We start from the raw sequence: 17,115 nt of genomic DNA on the forward strand, positions 1-17,115 counted from the left end.
CCGCTCGCCCCGGTCATCCCGCTCACCCCGCGCACTCGAGGACGGCTTGGCAATGATGACCTGCCCCGGCCTGCCGTTCCTCCCCCGTGGGCCGGGACGACCCCTCCTGCCGGGATGACCGGGACGCCCGTGGTGCCCCGGTCTGCCTGTCGGGCCGGTGGGGCCGGGCGGACCGGAGGGACCTGAGGGGCCGGGCGAGCCGAGCGGGTCGTGCTTGATGCCGTTCCCCTGGAGGTCGATGCGCCGTGCCTGGAGCTCGTCGAGCCGCTGTTGATGGCCGACGAGCGCAGCTGACTGCACGATGAGCAGGACAGTCAGCACTGCGCCGAGCACAAGGCGGCGCCGCGGGCCACGCAATGCCTCGTTCACGCTGTTCACATCGCTCCTCATGCTGTGTGACACCCAAAGTGAAAGTCGGGTGCTGCAGTTCGCCCAGGGTGCTGTCCGCAGCCGACCGAACGTCTAGCTCGACGCCGGTGGGCAGACGGCGTCCTTCCCGTCCGTCCCGTCCTTCCCGGAACGGCCCTCGGTCCCGTTCTGTCCGTCCTGGCCGTCCGTCCCGTCCTTGCCCGGCGGGCCGATGGGACCGGCAGGTCCCGGCGGGCCGGGGGGGCCCGACGGAGTGGTCTGGAGGCGCTCCTGGAGGCCGACCGGCTGTGTCTGCAGATCGTCGATCCACATCTGCTGGGCGATGAGCACGGCTGACTGCACGACGAGCGCGACGGTCAGCACCGCGCCGAGCACAAGGGGGCGCCGCGGACTACGCAGCGCTTCGAGCACGCTTCTCACATCCATCATCACCCTCTGTGGAATGATCCTCACCCTATGTGACAACCAGAGTGTAAATGAGAAGGGCTTGGCGGCGGTGGACCCCCACGCCGAGTGTGTCCGCTCCGGTGGCATCCGGGGGAGCGTGGGTCCGTCGGCCACTGCGGCGGTACGGTGTGCGGCAGTCGGTCGCCCGTTCTGCGATCGCTGACCAACAAGGGGGTCCCATGAAACACCGCCGCCCGCGCCACCGTCGCAGAGGGATAGCCAGAGCGGTCGGTACGGCGGGTGCGCTGGCCGTCGCCCTGGGTGCGGGGATGACGCCGGCGATGGCCGCCGGGAAGACGTCCGACAAGCCCGCGGCCACCGGGTACTCGCCCGACCAGCCCGACCAGCCCGAACAGACCGACCAGCCCGGCCAGAAGACACCCTGGGCGCCCGAGAACGACGACGCGCCGTTGCACCACAAGGCCGTACACCCCGAGGCCCTCTCGTCCGGCCGCACGGGTGCGTCCGCCCTCCAGCTCAACATGCCCGCGCCGACCGGGCCGTACAGCGTGGGCATGGTCGGCCTGCACCTCGTCGACAAGTCCCGTACGGATCCGTACGTGCCCGGCAGTACGTCTCGCGAGTTGATGGTGTCGCTCTGGTACCCGGCCACCGCCACCTCCGGGCACTACCAGGCGCCGTGGATGCCGTCGCTCTCCGGCGCCCACTTCCTCGCCACGCGCGGGCTGTCGCCGCAGCAGGTGACCCTGCCGAGGACCGCGGGCCATGTCCTCGCCCCGGTGAACACCAAGCTCGGCAAGCTGCCCGTCCTGCTGTACTCGACCGGGCTGCACTCGGACCGCGCGATGGGCACCGCGCTCGCCCAGGACCTCGCCAGCCGCGGCTACCTCGTCGTCACCGTCGACCACACCCACGACGCCAACGAGGTGCAGTTCCCCGGCAATCGGGTCGAGGTCAACACGATGCCGGCGGGCACCCACTCCTCCGACACGCTGAAGGTCCGCGCGGCCGACATCCGGTTCGTCATCAACCAGCTCGGCACGATCAGCAAGGGCGGCAACCCGGACCCCGGCCACCCCACGCTCCCCACCGGGCTGTCGGGCGCCGTGGACATGTCCCGCATCGGGATGTTCGGCTGGTCGCTGGGCGGCGCGGCGGTCGACACCGCCATGCAGCTCGACTCCCGTATCAAGGCCGGCGCCAACCTGGACGGCCAGTTCTTCGGGACGGCGCCGAGCAAGGACCTGGACCGCCCCTTCATGCTCTTCAGCTCCGGCACCCACAACCGCAACGACGACGGGTCGTGGCGCACGCTGTGGTCGCATCTGAAGGGCTACCGGGTCGACGTCCAGCTCCATGGCGCGGCGCACCTGTCGTTCAGCGACAACGAGTGGATGGTGCCGCAGGAGGCGGGCCTGCTCGGGCTCTCCCAGGCTCAGCTCCAGCAGCAGTTCGGCACGATCGATCCGGACCGCGCGGTCGCGGTCCAACGCGCCTATCTCGCGGCCTTCTTCGACCAGGAGCTGCGCCACCAGCACAGCAGCCTGCTCGACGGGCCCAACCAGAAGTACCCGGAGATCTCCTTCGTCCGCTGACCGGACAGCCGACCGGGCATCCGAAGGGCGGGATCTGTTCGTGGTCCGCCCTTCGACGTGTCCGGGAGGCAGTGGCGGAGCGGCCCCGCTTCCGCCGGTCGTCGCCCGGTGTCCCCGGCCGCACGTACGACACGGGGACGAAAGTGTGATGGTTATGTGATCGCATGAGGCTAAAGTGTTCGCACTGTCGAACATTCGGGCGCTCGGCGCCAATTGAGGAAGGACCCGCTGCCCTGCCCTCCGCACCCCGGGCGCCGCGCCGGCACCGCATCCGACGCCGCGCCGATATGCCGATGCTTGGCGGGGTGCGCCCGCCGATAGCCGCGCTCGTCGTACTCCTGCTGGTGGTCGCCGCCCTGACCGTGATCGGCCTCGACGGCGTACACGCCGAGCGGGTGCCGCAGGCCGTGCTGAACGGCGAGCAGCAGATCGCCGCGGACACCGCGCAGTCGGTGCGCACCACGATCGACGTCGAGGCGAGCACCGTACGCCGTTCGGCGGGCGCGTACCCGGCGACGAGCACCTCGACCCCCGCGGCCGCGCTCAAGGCGCTGACCTCGGCCAGGAAGGCGGTCCTCGGCAGTGCGCTGCTCGACCCGCACACCGGCAAACTGCTGGCGGCCGGCGGCAGACCGGTGCCGCTGGGCGGGGTGGACGTCCCCAGGACGGCGTCCGGGCACGGGGCGGTCCCGCCCCGGCTGGTGACCTCGGGCGGCACGCGGCAACTGCTGTACTTCGCCAGGGTCACGCTGCCCGCGCAGCAGGAGGACGCCAACCAGGACCAGTTCCAGGCGCCGAGCCGGCCCGAGCGGCAGTGGCTGCTGGTGGTCTGCGAGACCCTCCCCGCCCTCACGACGTACGGCGACGGACGCACCGCCGAAGTGCTGGACGCGAGCGGCACGTCGCTCGCCACCACGGCCCACGGCGCGGCGTCGCCGGCCGCCGCCGACAGCGGTCTGCCCGCGTCGGCGGCCCGCGCGGCGAAGGGGGCGGGGCGTGACACCGACGCCTCGGGAAGCCTGCTGGGCGCCGCCACGGGCAGCCGGCGCACGGTGGCCGGCTGGGCCCAGGTCGCCTCGGCGACCGGTTCGGGCGACACCGACGACCTCGGTCTGGTGGTGTTCACCTCCCGCGCGGTGCCCGCCACGACCACCGCCGCCGACTACTCGGGCTTCGCGCTCGAGGCCGCAGGGGCGCTGGCCGCGCTCGCGCTGCTGCTCGGGCTGGTGCTGCACTTCTTCGTGCAGCAGCCCCTGCTGCGGCTGTACCTGTCCGCCGGCCGCCTGGCCCGGGGCGCGACCGAGGACGGGCCGGGCGCACTGGAGGAGCTGTTCCGGCCGGTTCCGGTGCACGGCTTCGGGGAACTGGCCCGGATCGGGCGGGCCCTTGAGTCACTGCGCCGGCAACTGCTCGGCGAGAGCGGCCCGCAGGAGTTCCCGGCCCGGCGCGGACCGGGCTACCGGGCGCTGGCCGTGGTCGGCGTGGTGGTGCTGGCCTGCTGGGCGGTGCCGATGATCTTCATGCTGAACCGGGCGGACACCGCGACCGCGGTTCCGGTCCCGGTCCTCGCCGACCAGCAGGCGCGCACCCAGATCGCGGCGAACCGGATCCGGCAGTCCCTCGACCAGTCGTACACCGACCTGAGCGACGTGGCGGCGGGTCTGCCGGGCCGGAGCCGCGCCGCCCAGACCGAGGTTCTGCGGCACACCCTCGCCGACCACAAGCAGTACCGCTCGCTGTATCTCCTGGACCGCTCGGGCGGCATCACGCTGAGGGTGGGCGACACACCGCTGCGCACCCTCGTCCACGTGCCCGACGGCGGCGGGATCACCACCGTCAACACCTCGGGCCGGATCCCGGCGATCGCCGCCTACGCCCAGGTCCGGGCCGTCAAGGGCAAGGCCCCGGCGGCCGGGGTGGTCCTGTTCGGCGAGATCGACGTCAAGGCACTCAACTCCGTTCTGGCCAGGCCGAAGCTGGGCAGCGTCTGGGTGACGGACGACGACACCAGGGTGCTGGCGGCGAGCGTGGGCTACCGCGCCTTCCAGTCGCTGCCCGACTCCGGCATGACCCGTCTCGCCCGCGCCACCCAGGGCGCCGCGGGTACGGCCGGCACCGCGACCTCGGCGGTGCTCCGCACGTCCTCCGGCCCGTCGGTCGACGCGGCCGCGCCGCTGGCGCAGAGTGGCCCGACGGCCCGTCTCGGCTGGCACGTGGTGACCGCGGAGCCCGCGGCCGCGCTCCAGATCCCCGCGGTGCAGGCCGAGCAGCGCACCATGCTCGCCGGGATCCTGGGCCTCAGCCTGGGCGCGGCCTGCCTGGGCTGGCTGCATGTCGTGGTGATCCGGCCGCTGCGCGCCGTCGCCGTGCTCGTCGAGCGGCTCGCCGGCGGAGACCGCCGCACCGTGCTGCACCCGGTCAACCACGACGAGATCGGCTCCGTCACCCGCGGCCTGGAGCTGATACGCCAGGCCCTGGCGGACCGCGACCGGGCGGCCAGATCCGGCCACGCCGCCAGGGCCTCCGGGTCCCTGCGCGAGAACACCCTCCAGCGGTAGAAGGACGGAATCGGCATGCTCTTCCTCTATGTCATAGTCCTGCTGTCCTGTGCCGCGCTGTGGATCGCCGGAATCCTGGAGCAGCAGCGGCACTTCGCCTCGCTGGAGCAGATACCGACGCGGGTGCTGGTCAACGGCATCCGCGGCAAGAGTTCGATCACCCGGCTGTGCGCGGGCGCGCTGCGCGGCGGCGGCCTGGTCACGGTGGCCAAGACCACCGGCACCGCGGCCCGGTTCATCCACCCGGACGCCACCGAGGAGCCGGTGTACCGCAAGTTCGGGCTGTCCAACATCGTCGAGCAGATCGGCATCGTGCGGCGGGCGGCGACCTACCGGCCGGACGCGCTGGTGATCGAGTGCATGGCGGTGATGCCCGCACTGCAGGAGATCAACCAGGAGAAGCTGATCCGGTCCACGATCGGCGTGCTGTGCAACGTCCGCGAGGACCATCTGGAGGAGATGGGGCCGACGCTGGACGACGTCGCCCGCTCCCTGTCCCGCTCGATGCCGGTGGGCGGGGTGTGCGTGACGGCGGAGAAGGACCGCTTCCACATCCTCCAGGAGGAGGCCGACGCCCGTAACTGCAAGCTCGTCTACGCCGATCCGGAGACGGTCACCGACGAGGAACTGCGCGGCTTCAGCTGGTTCACCTTCAAGGAGAACGTGGCGATCGCGCTCACCGTCGCCGAACTGCTCGGCGTGGACCGGCAGACCGCGATGCAGGGCATGTGGGACGCGCCGCCGGACCCGGGCGTGCTGTCGGTGGAGCGCTACGTCACCCCCGAGGGCAAGCGGCTGCGGTTCGCCAACGTCTTCGCGGCCAACGACCCCGAGTCGACGCTGATGAACGTCAAGCAGCTGGAGGATCTCGGCGCGATCAGACGGCCGCTCAACGTGGTCATCAACTGCCGCCCGGACCGGGTGGAGCGCAACGGCCAGATGGGCGCGATCGTCCCCGACCTCGCCGCCGAGACGGTGTTCCTGATCGGCCACCCCACCAAGAGCGCCCGCGACGCGATCCCGGCCTCCTTCACCGGGCGGGTGGTGGATCTCGGCGGCGACCGCCGGGACCCCGAGGAACTGACCGCGGCGATGCTCGCGGAACTCGGCCCTGCCTCCTCGCTGGTGGCGATCGGCAACATCCACGGCCAGGGCGAGCTGTTCCTGGAATGCCTCGCCGAGCTGCCGCTGGACGAGTCCGAGGACCCGCTCGACGCCGTACCCGACGGCGACGGCCTGGACCAGGAGACCATGCAGATCGCCGTGCCCCGGCCGCGGATCGCGGTGGCCCGGCCGCCCGAGCCGGAGCCGTACAGCTGGGTGGCACCGCTGGAGACACCGGCGTACGGCTTCCACATCCCGGAACAGCGTGAACTGGCCCGCCGGTTCGCCGCCCGCCAGGGCCGGCCCGACGGCGAGCGCGCCGCGGACGCCCCGCACCCCTCCTACGACCCGCACCAGCCCACGAGGAACCCGTGATCCCCGCCAACCTCACCGCACAGACCGCCGCGCTCGGGATCGCCCTCGGGCTGGTCTTCTCGCTCGTCTGCTACCTGACCACCAACCTCTCCCCCGGAGGGATGATCACCCCCGGCTGGATCGCCCTCACGCTCGTCACCGACGTGCAGATGGCCGCCCTGATGGTCGGCGTCGCGGCGCTCACGTACTTCGCGACGAAGCTGGTGCAGCGCACGGTGATTCTCTACGGCAAGCGGCTGTTCGCCGCGGTCGTGCTGTGCGCGGTGCTGATGCAGACCACCGTGATGCTCGCCCTCAGCCACGAGTTTCCGCTGCTGTACACGTCACAGACCCTTGGCTTCATCGTCCCCGGCCTGGTCTCCTACCAGATGGTCCGCCAGCCGATGGCGGCCACACTGATCTCGACCACGGCGGTGACGCTGGCCACGTACGTGGTGCTGGTCTCCGGTCTGCTGATCGGCGTCCTGCCCACCGGCTGACCTGACCACCGCCCCTCACCTCGCACTTCCAGGAGGACCGGCCATGCACTCCCAACCCGTCGGCAGAGGCAGCCGCCCGACTCGCCGCGCCGTGCTCGGGACGATCGCAGGCGTGGCAGCCGCCGGAGTGGCGGGCGGGTACGCCTGGGACCACCTCGGGCACGACCGCGGCGGCGGCGACCTCGGCGGTACGGCCGCCGACGGCACGGGCACCGGCCCGAGCGCCCGGCCCACCGGGCCGCACACCTTCGAGCGGCTGTCCGCCCCCGACCGGACCGTGGTCCGCGCCGCCGACGGCGGCACGCTCGCCACCTTCACCGACGGAGCCCGTACGGCCGTACTCACCGGGCCCAGCCGCACCTTCAGCGAGCCGCGGACCACCGAGGTCAAGGTGACCACGGACGCCTGGGTGCGGGTGCTGCCGCACGAGTGGCGGCAGGGCATGGAGAAGTCCGCCTGGTTCAAGGGCTGGTTCCACAAGGCGCTCGGCGACAGCAGCCCGGACGTCTTCGCGGTGGCGTTCGAGTACTCGAGCGCCGGGGCGCCCGACAAGCACAACGCGTCCGGCGTGCGCTACGCGGGCACCGCCCACTTCGGCCCGCGCAACTCCAAGGTCAACAACCCGCTGGACTTCGCCTACCACGACGAACAGTCCGACTTCTACGACTATCTGGGCATTGACTGGACCTTCCCGGACGGCACGCGCGTGCAGCCGGAGCAGGCCCGCTACGGCGACGTCGACTGCTCCGGCTTCCAGCGTCTGGTGTGGGGCTACCGCATGGGCGTCCCCCTGCACAACACCAACACCCGGGGCACCGGCCTGCCTCGCCGCGCCTTCGCCATCGCCGCCTACGGCCCCGGCCGCCTGGTGATCCCCGACACCGGCGCGCAGCCCACCGACCTGGGCGCCCTGCAACCCGGCGACCTGGTCTTCTTCGCCATCATCAAGGACCGGCCCGACTTCATCGACCACTGCGGCATGTACATGGGCCTCGACGACCAGGGCCGGCACCGCTTCTACTCCAGCCGCTCCGCCGCCAACGGCCCCACGCTGGGCGACCTGTCGGGCCGCTCGCTGCTGGACGGCACCGACTTCTACGCCCGCGGCTTCCGGGCGGCCCGCCGCCTGTGACCCCGCGCCTGTGACCCCCGCCCGGTGATCCCACCGCCTGAGCACCACCGCCTCACCTGACCTGCTGATCCGAGGACCACTGCCATGACCGCCATCCCCGCCGCCCAGCCCACCGGCGCGCACCGAGGCCGCCGGGCGGCGAACCGCCGCTCCGGCCCGCCGGAAGACGCCCCGCGCTGGGAGCGCCCTGCGCTCGCCGCGGTGCTGGTCCTCGCCACGGTGCTGTACTCCTGGGGCATCGGGCACGCCGCGCTCCACCCCTTCTACGGTGCGGCGATACGGTCGATGGCCGACAGCTGGCGGGCCTTCTTCTTCGGCGGGCTCGACGCGAGCGGTTCCATCAGCATCGACAAGCTGCCCGGCGCCTTCTGGCCCGACGCCGTGTCCGTCTGGCTCTTCGGCCCGCACACCTGGGCGGCCGCGCTTCCGCAGGTCGTCGAGGGGGTGCTCACCGTATGGCTGTTGCATCGGATCGTCCGGGCCTGGGCCGGGCCGTTCGCCGCGCTGGTCGCCGCGCTGACGCTCACCCTCACCCCGGTCACCGTGGCCCTCGACCGGGCCACCATCCCCGACACCGCGCTCACCCTGCTGCTGGTGGCGGCCGCCGGGGCGCTGCAGAAGGCGGTGCGCACCGAGCGGCTGCTGCCGCTGATCACCTGCGGGATCTGGGTCGGGCTCGCCTTCCAGGCGAAGATGCTGCAGGCGTGGCTGGTGCTGCCGGTCTTCGCCGCGGTCTACCAACTCGCCGCGCCCGGAACCCGGTTGAACCGGGGCCTGCGCGTCCTGCTGGCCGGTGCGGTCGCCCTGGCGGTCTCCTGCTCCTGGGTGCTGATCACCTGGGTGACACCGGCCGCGAGCCGCCCGTACCTCGACGGCACGTCCGACAACGATCCGTTCACCCTGGTCTTCGGCTACAACGGCCTGAGCCGCTTCAGCAGCGACTCCACCGCGTTCGGCGCCGTCGCGGGCACCGCCGCCAGCCGCACCACCGGCAACACCGGCTGGGACATGCTGATCAACCACACGGTCGGCCCGCAGATCGCCTGGTTCCTGCCGCTCGCCGTGCTCGCCGCGGTCCTGGGCGTCGTCTGGCGCACCGGACAACCGCGAACCGACCCGCTGCGCACGGGATTCGTGCTCTGGGGCGGCTGGCTGGCCGTGCATGCCGTGGTGTTCAGCGTCTCCAACGGCAACCACGCCTACTACACGGCCGTCATCGCCCCGGCACTGGCCGCACTGGCCGGCGGCGGGCTCGCGCTGTTCCGGTCGGAGTACGACTCGGAGTCCGAGTCGGGCGCCCGGCGGCGCACGGCCCTGCCGGCGGCGATCGTGCTGACAGCGGCGTGGGCGCTGGTGCTCGACTGGCCGACCCGGTTCGTCTCCTGGCTGCTGCCGGTCGCCGTGATGCTCGCACTGTGCAGCGCGGTGGGCCTGTGGACCAGCGGGCCGCGCACCTCCCCGCGGATGGTCCACGGCGCCCTCGCCGCCGGCATCGCGGCCACCCTGGTCGTACCGGCCGGCTGGGCCTTCGCCGGCCTCGACCCGCTCTACGCGGGCGCCGCCACCTCGCCGATGACCGGTCCGGTCGGCAAGGCGTACCACCCCCGCCACGCCCCGCGGAGGATAGGGCTCGACCAGCCCGGCGCCCGCGACACCGCCCTGCTCGGCTACCTCACCACGCACCGTCACGGCGAGAAGTACCTGCTCGCCACCCAGGCCGCCTACACCGCCGAGCCCCTGCTGCGCGCGAAGTCCGAGCCGATCCTCGTCATGGGCGGCTTCACCGGCAGCACGCCCTTCCCCACCGCCCAGCAGCTCGGCAGCCTCGTCACCGCCCACCAGCTGCGCTACGCGCTGCTCACCACCGCACGCCCCACCACCCCCGCCACCACCTGGGTGAAGTCCCACTGCACCCGCGTCCGGCCCTCCGCCTACGGCCGCCGCACCGGCGGCAGCTTCACCCTGTACGACTGCAGCCCCCAGAGGTGAGCCGGGTGCACAGGTGCCTGCCCGTGGCCGAAGGCGCCGGTCAGTCCGAGTGAGGCCGGGCCAGGCCGTGGTCGTAGGCGAAGATCACCGCCTGGATGCGGTCACGGGCGCCGATCTTGGACAGGACGCGGCCGACATGCGTCTTCACCGTGGACTCCGACAGGACGAAACGCGTGGCGATCTCGCCGTTGGTCCAGCCCTTGCCGATGGCGACGAGGATCTCGCGTTCGCGGTCGGTGAGGGCACCGAGGCGCGGGTCCTCGGCGGAGCCGCCGCCGGGTGGCACGAGACGGGCGAACTCGTGCAGCAGGCGGCGGGTGAGCGCGGGCGCGATCACCGCGTCGCCGACGGCCACCGCGCGGATGCCGGCGAGGAGTTCCTCGGGGCGGGCGTCCTTGAGGAGGAAGCCGCTGGCTCCGGCGCGCAGGGCCGCGTGGACGTACTCGTCGAGGTCGAAGGTGGTCAGGACGAGGACGCGGGAACGGTCGCCGGCGGCGGCGATACGGCGCGTGGCCTCGATGCCGTCCATGCCGGGCATGCGTACGTCCATGAGGACGACGTCCGGGCGGAGTTCGGCGGCCTTGCGCACGGCCTCGGCTCCGTGTGCCGCCTCCCCGACCACCTCCGTCTCGGGTACGGAGTCCAGAAGCATGCGAAAGCCGTACCGCTGGAGCGGCTGGTCGTCCACGACGAGCACGGTGGTCACCGGGCACCGCCCTGGGGAGCGAGGTCGAGGGCGGCGCACACCGTCCATCCCGGGCCCGCGGGACCCGCGCTCACGTCTCCGCCGTAGAGCGCTGCTCGTTCGCGCATGCCCACCAGGCCGTGTCCTTCCTCGTCCGCCGTACCGGGACGCTCGGCCGGTGCGGTGGGGCCGGAGTCCTGGACGGTGATGGTCAGCCGTGCGTCCGCCACGACGATCGCCAGGTTCGCACGGGCGCCCGCGCCGGCGTGTTTGAGGGTGTTCGTCAGGGCCTCCTGCACGATGCGGTAGACCGTGAGCTGCACCCCGCTGTCGAGGGCGTCGACGTCACCGGCGGTCCGGTAGACGACTTCCAGGCCGGCGGCGCGCACCCCCTCGCACAGCGCGTCGATGTCCGTGAGACCGGGCTGCGGGCTCAGTTCGGGCTCGCCCCGCGGGCCGTCCGCCTCACGCAGCACGCCGAGCACGCGGCGCAGTTCGCTCAGGGCCTGGCGACCGGTGTCGCCGATGAGGTGCAGGGCCTCCTTGCCCCGCTCCGGGGCGGCGGCGGTGGCGTAGGCACCCGCGTCGGCGAGGGTGATGATGACGGACAGGTTGTGGCCGACGATGTCGTGCATCTCGCGGGCCACCCGCGCCCGTTCGGCCGCGACGGCGAGCCTGCCGCGCTGGTCGCGTTCGATCTCCAGCCGGGCCGCGCGTTCCCGCAGCCCGGCCAGCTGAGCCCGCCGGATGCGGATCATCAGGCCGAGCGCGAGGGCCGCGGTCGCCGTGCTGAGCAGGAAGAAGAGCGCGTCCCAGACCGGCACCGCGGCCGAGACCCGCGCCGCGACCAGGCCCAGCGCACCCGCCACGACCGCACAGGCCCACGACAGCTGCCGTAGCCGCCCGTGCAGGGCCAGGCTGTACAGGGCGACGAAGAGGGCGACGTCCGCACGGAGCACGGCGCCGAGGGACCACTGGACGACGAACACGGCCGTGACGGCGCCGAAGGCCACCGCAGGCGCCCGCCGCCGCCACAGCAGCGGCAGCACCAGCCCGGCCTGCAGGGCCAGCATGCCGAGCGTGGGCAGCTGGGTGAACGCGAGGCGGAAGCGGCGAGGGCCGTCGCCGTCCCCATGGACTCCGTGCAGCAGGTCCGGCAGGCAGAACATCAGGAAGACCAGCACCACCACCGCGGTGTCCAGCACCCACGGACGGTCCCGGTCGGCGTGCCGGAGCCGCTGGCCGGCCCGGCCGAGCCGGGCGACCAGCGGCCCCATCCCGCTGAGATCATCGGTGGTCACGGAATTCACCCGTCCATGATGCGGGTGCCGTCACCCGGACGTCGCTCAGACGTCGCTGCGCAGCAGCCGGTACGCCGCCCCCGCCAGCGCCAGTGCCGTCCAGCCGAGGAAGACCAGGAGCCCGGCGGAGGGCGACAGGGTGGTGGAGTCATGGGTCAGCGCGAAGATCGACTCGCCCGCGTGGCTCGGCAGGTAGGGGTCGATGTCGCCCTGCCAGGAGGTGGGCAGCAGGGAGACCAGTCCGGGCACCAGCATGAGGGCGGCGACCAGGACCGAGATGCCGCCGGCGACGGACCGCAGCAGTGCCCCGAGGGCGGCGCCGATCACGCCGACCAGGCCGAGGTAGAGACCGGCGCCCAGCAGGCTGCGTACGACGCCGGCGTGCGAGAGGCCCATGGCGGCGGGCGTGCCGGACACGATCCGGCTGCCGACGAGGAAGGCGACGAACGCGCCGGCGGTCGCGACCACCAGTGCGACCAGTCCGTACACCGCCGCCTTGGACCACAGCACGGGCAGCCGGCGCGGTACGGCCGCGAGGGTCGAGCGGATCATGCCGGTGGAGTACTCGCCCGCCGTGACCAGCACGCCGAGCACGCCGAGGGCGAGCTGGGCGAAGTTCGTGCCGAAGAGGGACAGGCTCACTGCCGTCGCGGAGGCGAAGTCGCGGTCCATGTGCCGGCCGGAGTCGAGGTTGGACTTGTAGTGGCTCGCCGCGATGACGCCGAAGGCCACGAGGAACAGCAGGCCCAGGCCGAGGGTGATCCAGGTGGACCGCAGGGACCAGAGCTTGGCCCACTCCGAGGCCAGCACGCGCCGTCCGGTCACCCGGTAGACGGGGCGGGCAGGAGCCTGAGCGGCGGCTTCGGGGGTCTCTGGTGTCGCCGTGAGGGTGCTCATGCCGCGCTCCCGGAGGTCTCGGTGCCGGTGGAGCCGTGGTACTCCACGGCGTCCCTGGTCAGTTCCATGAATGCCTCCTCCAGCGACACCGCCTTCGTGGTCAGCTCGAACAGCGGGATCCCGTGCTCGGCCGCCTTCAGCCCGATCTCACGGGCGCTCATCCCGGTGACCTGCAGTTCCTCCGTGCCGATGCGGCCGGTGATCTCCACGCCGGGCCCGGCCAGCACGTCCCGCAGCCGTGCCGGATCCTGCGTGGCGACCTTCACGGTGTCGCCGCCCGCCTCGCGGACCAGGTCCCGTACGGTCGTGTCGGCCAGCAGCCGGCCCCGGCCGACGATGATCAGGTGGTCCGCCACCAGCGCCACCTCGCTCATCAGGTGCGAGGAGACGAACACCGTCCGTCCCTCGTCGGCGAGCGAGGTCAGCAGGTTGCGGATCCAGAGCACGCCCTCGGGGTCCAGTCCGTTCACGGGCTCGTCCAGCATCACCGTCTGCGGATCGCCCAGCAGCGCGGCGGCGATGCCGAGCCGCTGTCCCATGCCGAGGGAGAAGGCACCGGCCCGCTTCTTCGCGACGCTGCCGAGACCGGCGAGTTCGACGACCTCGTCGACCCGGCGGCGCGGAATGCCGTGGGTCAGTGCGAGCGCACGGAGGTGGTTGTAGGCCGAGCGGCCCGGGTGGATCGACTTCGCCTCCAGGAGCGCCCCGACCTCCTGCAGCGGCGCCTGGTGACGGGCGTAGCGGTGACCGTTCACCGTGACGGAGCCGCTCGTCGGCGCGTCGAGCCCGACGATCATGCGCATGGTCGTGGACTTGCCCGCCCCGTTGGGGCCGAGGAAGCCGGTCACCGTACCCGGCTTCACGGTGAAGTCCAGACCGTCGACGGCCGTCTTCTCCCCGTACCTCTTGGTGAGCTGCTGTGCCTCGATCATTCGCGTTCTCTCTCTCGGACTCCGGCGCCCGGCACGGCCGACGCCTCCTCCACCACGCTAGGTCGGCGATCTCCCGGATCCGGTGGTACCGGGGGCTGAACACTGCCGGGCGGGTGGTACCGGGGTACTACGGCTCCGGCGGCCTCGCCGGCCGGTGCGGCGGCCGCGTACGCGGAAGTCTGTAGCGGCGAGGCCACATGTCCGCCCACGGCGGAGTTAGGGTTGCTGCACGAGGCAGATGGCGCCGGGTCTTCGGAGCGCGGGTGCCACGCAGGCCTGGGTTCCCCGCCGCTCTTGGAAACGAAGGTGTCATGCCCGCCGAGAACGCCCCTGTCGCCGGCAACCTCGACGACGACGACTACCCCGCCTACACCATGGGACGGGCCGCGGACGTTCTCGACACCACCCCCGCCTTCCTCCGTGCCGTCGGCGAGACCGGGCTGATCACTCCCCTGCGTTCGGAAGGCGGCCACCGCCGGTACTCCCGCCGCCAGTTGCGCACCGCCGCCCGCGCCCGTGAACTGGTCGACCAGGGCACCCCCATCGAGGCCGCGTGCCGCATCGTCTCCCTGGAGGACCAGCTCGACGACGCCCGCCGGCTGAACCGGGAAATGCGCCGGAAGCTGGACCAGCACGACGCGGATAGCTAGTCCCGCCGGTACAGAATTACGGACTGCGGTGGGGCGCGAATTACCGGACGCCCCGCTAAACACATGGGCCCTGCCACCCACCTGTGTTAGCGTGATAGCAGTTGCAGTTTTGATTGCCAGAGAACTTTTCTTTGCAGAGCTTTCCGGATCTTTCCGGAGGGGTGATCATCGCGGCGACTCGACTCCGCAAAGTGCGGGGTCGGCACTGCCCCCCAAGGGAGATTCAATATGGCATCTGGCACCGTGAAGTGGTTCAACGCGGAAAAGGGCTTCGGCTTCATCGAGCAGGACGGCGGCGGCGCTGACGTGTTCGCCCACTACTCGAACATCGCCACCAGCGGCTTCCGCGAGCTTCAGGAAGGCCAGAAGGTGACCTTCGACGTCACGCAGGGCCAGAAGGGCCCGCAGGCGGAGAACATCGTTCCCGCCTGACGCTGACGCGAACCACCGGCTCGCGCATGATGTGGCTGAGGCCCGCACCCTCGGGGTGCGGGCCCCAGCTTTTGTCTTTTTTTCTTCGGCTCATTCTTGTGATTCCTCGTGCGGCGCCCGCCGCCGACGGGAATTCCTCGGTACGCCACATCGAGGAAGGTCCCCCATGAACCGAACCCGTCGTACCAGCGGCTTTTCCAGGCGCTACCGCACAGACAAAACCTCCGCCCGTACGGCGCTGCGCACCGAGGGCGTGACCGTTCCCTTCCCGATCCAGGCGGCCACACTGCCGAACGCACGGGCGGGCCGGGACGTCCTGGACGTCTGTGAGCGGGATCATGCCCGAACCCGTCACCGGCGTGGCCGTGACCATCGAGGGCCGCGTCCACCCCGTGATGCAGGTCGGAGAAGTGATCACCCGGCAGGACCGCCGCGACTTCACCACCAGCGACAGCGTGCCCTCGATTCGTGACGTTTCCCGTACGTCCGGTACGACGGCGGGTCGCGCACTGTTTGCGGGTTGGAAAGCCGCGGAGTGTGGCACCCGGTCAGGGAGCGGACACGCGAACCGCGTCCCGCACGGGCCGGCGGTTCGGAAGAGAGCCGCGAGCCGCACGAGACGGGTACGGCCCGCTCCGCCCGGTTGTCGCCGGAGAGCGCGGCGGCAACCGGTGCGTGTCCGACCCCGTCCGCCACGGGCCGGCGGATGGTCAGACCTGCTCGGTGGGGCGGACGAGCAGTTCGGCGACGGCCACGTGCCGGGGGCGGGTGACGATGTAGCCGACGGTGTCGGCGATGTCCTGGCTCTGCAGCCGCTCGATCTCGCCCAGCGCGGCGACGATGTGCTGCTGGATGACGTCCGGGTTGTGCGTGCGCAGCTCGGTGTCGACGCTGCCCGGCTCGACGACGGACACACGGACGTGCTGGCGTGCCAGTTCCTGGCGCAGCGCCTCGCTGAAGGCACCGACGCCGAACTTGCTGGCGCTGTACACGGCGGACATGGCGTAGGCGTTCCGGCCGGCGAGCGAGCCGATGTTGACGATGTCGGCGACCCGACGCGGCTCCTCGGCGGCTGCCTCGACCAGGTGGGGCACGGCCGCGTGGGCGGTGTACATCAGGCCCATGAGGTTGACGTCGATCATGCGGCGCCAGTCGTTCAGGTCGGCCGTGGGAGCGGGCCCGAGCAGCATGAGGCCGGCGTTGTTGACCAGGGTGTCCAGGCGGCCCAGGCCCTCGACGGTCCGCTCGACCGCCTCGGCGGCGGCCTGGGCGTCGGTGATGTCGGCGGCCACGACCAGGGCCTTTCCGCCGGCGCCCGTGATGTCCGCGGCGAGGTCGGTGAGCCGGTCCTCGCGCCGGCCGACCAGGGCCACGGAGGCACCCCGGCGGGCCAGTTCCAGCGCGGTGGCGTGGCCGATACCGCTGGAGGCCCCGGTGACCAGGGCGACGGTTCCTTCAAGACGACGAGTCATGGGTTCAGGCCTTTCGATGTACGGGCAAGGGCCGTACGGGGGTGGAGGCCGCTCGGGGCAGGGCCGAGGGCACAATGGGGAAGTGAGCAGCACTGGGCAGAAGCGCACGGACGGCACGCCTCGACAGACCGGGGCCGAGCGGGACCTACCGCCCCGCGAACGCCTCGTACAGGCCGCGTCGCGGCTGTTCTACTACGAGGGCGTCCGCGCGATCGGCGTGGAGCGGCTGATCGCCGAGGCCGGGGTGACCAAGGCGACCTTCTACCGGCACTTCGCGTCCAAGGACGACCTGGTCGTGGCCTATCTGCTGACCAAGGACGCCTACTACCGTGAGGTGGCCGAACCGCTGGCCGCCGGGCATCCGCCCGCCGAAGCGATCGACCTGATCTTCGAGGCGATCGCCGAGCACGCCCGCGAGCGCGGGTTCCGCGGTTCGCCGTTCATGAACGCCGCCGCCGAGTACCCGGACGCCGACCACCCGGTCCGCGGCCTGGTGGCGACCCACCGGAACTGGATCCGCACCCTCTTCGAGGACCTGCTCACCCGGCTCGGGCACGCCGACCCGGAGTCGGCCGCCGGTGCGCTGCTGATGCTGTACGACGGCGCGATGGCCGCCGGCTACCTGGACGACTCGACGGCCGCCCACAAGACCCTGCTGAACGCGGTCCGGCTCATCCGGTCGGACGGCTGACCCCGGCAGGGCCGGGGCGCGGTTTGCTTTCATGGCACTTTTCGAT

At 71.9% G+C, this 17,115-nt stretch carries 15 protein-coding genes; 9 read left to right on the forward strand and 6 right to left on the reverse strand.

The genetic code is table 11. The features are described from left to right. Window positions 1-462: 462 nt before the first annotated feature. Window positions 463-780, reverse strand: a complete 318-nt coding sequence (locus tag ACWGJ5_RS07635; protein WP_453308851.1) for a hypothetical protein — start codon at window positions 778-780, stop codon at window positions 463-465. 215 nt (window positions 781-995) lie between these two features. On the opposite strand from ACWGJ5_RS07635, the gene ACWGJ5_RS07640 reads away from it, so the two are divergent. From ACWGJ5_RS07640 to ACWGJ5_RS07665, 6 genes are all read left to right on the forward strand, one after another. Continuing rightward, window positions 996-2,372 (forward strand): alpha/beta hydrolase family protein, encoded by a 1,377-nt coding sequence (locus ACWGJ5_RS07640; protein WP_453308852.1) that lies wholly within the window; start codon window positions 996-998, stop codon window positions 2,370-2,372. 305 nt (window positions 2,373-2,677) lie between these two features. Beyond that, entirely contained in the window at window positions 2,678-4,930 is a 2,253-nt protein-coding gene (locus ACWGJ5_RS07645) for a HAMP domain-containing protein (RefSeq protein WP_453308853.1), read from the forward strand. A gap of 15 nt (window positions 4,931-4,945) precedes the next feature. Continuing rightward, window positions 4,946-6,409 carry a poly-gamma-glutamate synthase PgsB gene (pgsB, locus tag ACWGJ5_RS07650; protein ID WP_453308854.1) on the forward strand — a complete coding sequence of 488 codons (1,464 nt, stop codon included), beginning with the start codon at window positions 4,946-4,948 and terminating at the stop codon, window positions 6,407-6,409. Beyond that, window positions 6,406-6,888 (forward strand): poly-gamma-glutamate biosynthesis protein PgsC/CapC, encoded by a 483-nt coding sequence (locus tag ACWGJ5_RS07655; RefSeq protein WP_228621430.1) that lies wholly within the window; start codon window positions 6,406-6,408, stop codon window positions 6,886-6,888. Before pgsB ends, ACWGJ5_RS07655 begins: the two co-directional genes overlap by 4 nt. Window positions 6,889-7,000: 112 nt before the next feature. Further along, on the forward strand, window positions 7,001-8,020 hold the full coding sequence (locus tag ACWGJ5_RS07660; protein WP_453308855.1) for an NlpC/P60 family protein: 1,020 nt from the start codon (window positions 7,001-7,003) through the stop codon (window positions 8,018-8,020). 84 nt (window positions 8,021-8,104) lie between these two features. After that, window positions 8,105-10,009, forward strand: a complete 1,905-nt coding sequence (locus ACWGJ5_RS07665) for an ArnT family glycosyltransferase (RefSeq protein ID WP_453308856.1) — start codon at window positions 8,105-8,107, stop codon at window positions 10,007-10,009. 40 nt (window positions 10,010-10,049) lie between these two features. Here the strand turns inward: ACWGJ5_RS07665 and ACWGJ5_RS07670 are convergent, their stop codons facing one another. Genes ACWGJ5_RS07670 through ACWGJ5_RS07685 form a run of 4 tightly spaced genes read right to left on the reverse strand, consistent with a single transcriptional unit; the run spans window position 10,050 to window position 13,824 of the window. Continuing rightward, window positions 10,050-10,715, reverse strand: coding sequence for a response regulator (locus ACWGJ5_RS07670; RefSeq protein ID WP_453308857.1), 666 nt, complete (start codon window positions 10,713-10,715; stop codon window positions 10,050-10,052). Beyond that, a complete protein-coding gene (locus tag ACWGJ5_RS07675) occupies window positions 10,712-11,995 on the reverse strand; it encodes a histidine kinase (RefSeq protein ID WP_453308858.1) in 1,284 nt (427 codons plus the stop codon). The genes ACWGJ5_RS07670 and ACWGJ5_RS07675 overlap by 4 nt, the downstream gene beginning before the upstream one ends. Before the next feature lie 45 nt (window positions 11,996-12,040). Then, a complete protein-coding gene (locus tag ACWGJ5_RS07680; RefSeq protein WP_453308859.1) occupies window positions 12,041-12,892 on the reverse strand; it encodes an ABC transporter permease in 852 nt (283 codons plus the stop codon). Further along, complete coding sequence (locus ACWGJ5_RS07685; protein ID WP_453308860.1) at window positions 12,889-13,824, reverse strand: ATP-binding cassette domain-containing protein; 936 nt, start codon at window positions 13,822-13,824, stop codon at window positions 12,889-12,891. Before ACWGJ5_RS07685 ends, ACWGJ5_RS07680 begins: the two co-directional genes overlap by 4 nt. A gap of 311 nt (window positions 13,825-14,135) precedes the next feature. Here ACWGJ5_RS07685 and ACWGJ5_RS07690 point away from each other — a divergent pair, with 311 nt between their 5' ends. Beyond that, complete coding sequence (locus ACWGJ5_RS07690; protein WP_453308861.1) at window positions 14,136-14,474, forward strand: MerR family transcriptional regulator; 339 nt, start codon at window positions 14,136-14,138, stop codon at window positions 14,472-14,474. A 228-nt stretch (window positions 14,475-14,702) separates the two neighbouring features. Further along, a complete protein-coding gene (locus ACWGJ5_RS07695) occupies window positions 14,703-14,906 on the forward strand; it encodes a cold-shock protein (RefSeq protein ID WP_007383480.1) in 204 nt (67 codons plus the stop codon). Window positions 14,907-15,616: 710 nt separating this feature from the next. On the opposite strand, the gene ACWGJ5_RS07700 is transcribed toward ACWGJ5_RS07695, so the two are convergent. Next, window positions 15,617-16,378 (reverse strand): SDR family NAD(P)-dependent oxidoreductase, encoded by a 762-nt coding sequence (locus ACWGJ5_RS07700; RefSeq protein WP_453308862.1) that lies wholly within the window; start codon window positions 16,376-16,378, stop codon window positions 15,617-15,619. An 82-nt stretch (window positions 16,379-16,460) separates the two neighbouring features. On the opposite strand from ACWGJ5_RS07700, the gene ACWGJ5_RS07705 reads away from it, so the two are divergent. Beyond that, window positions 16,461-17,069: a TetR/AcrR family transcriptional regulator gene (locus tag ACWGJ5_RS07705; RefSeq protein ID WP_453308863.1), complete on the forward strand. Its 609-nt coding sequence runs from the start codon at window positions 16,461-16,463 to the stop codon at window positions 17,067-17,069. Window positions 17,070-17,115: the final 46 nt, after the last annotated feature.

The sequence above is a fragment of the Streptomyces sp. NPDC054783 genome, from assembly GCF_053611725.1.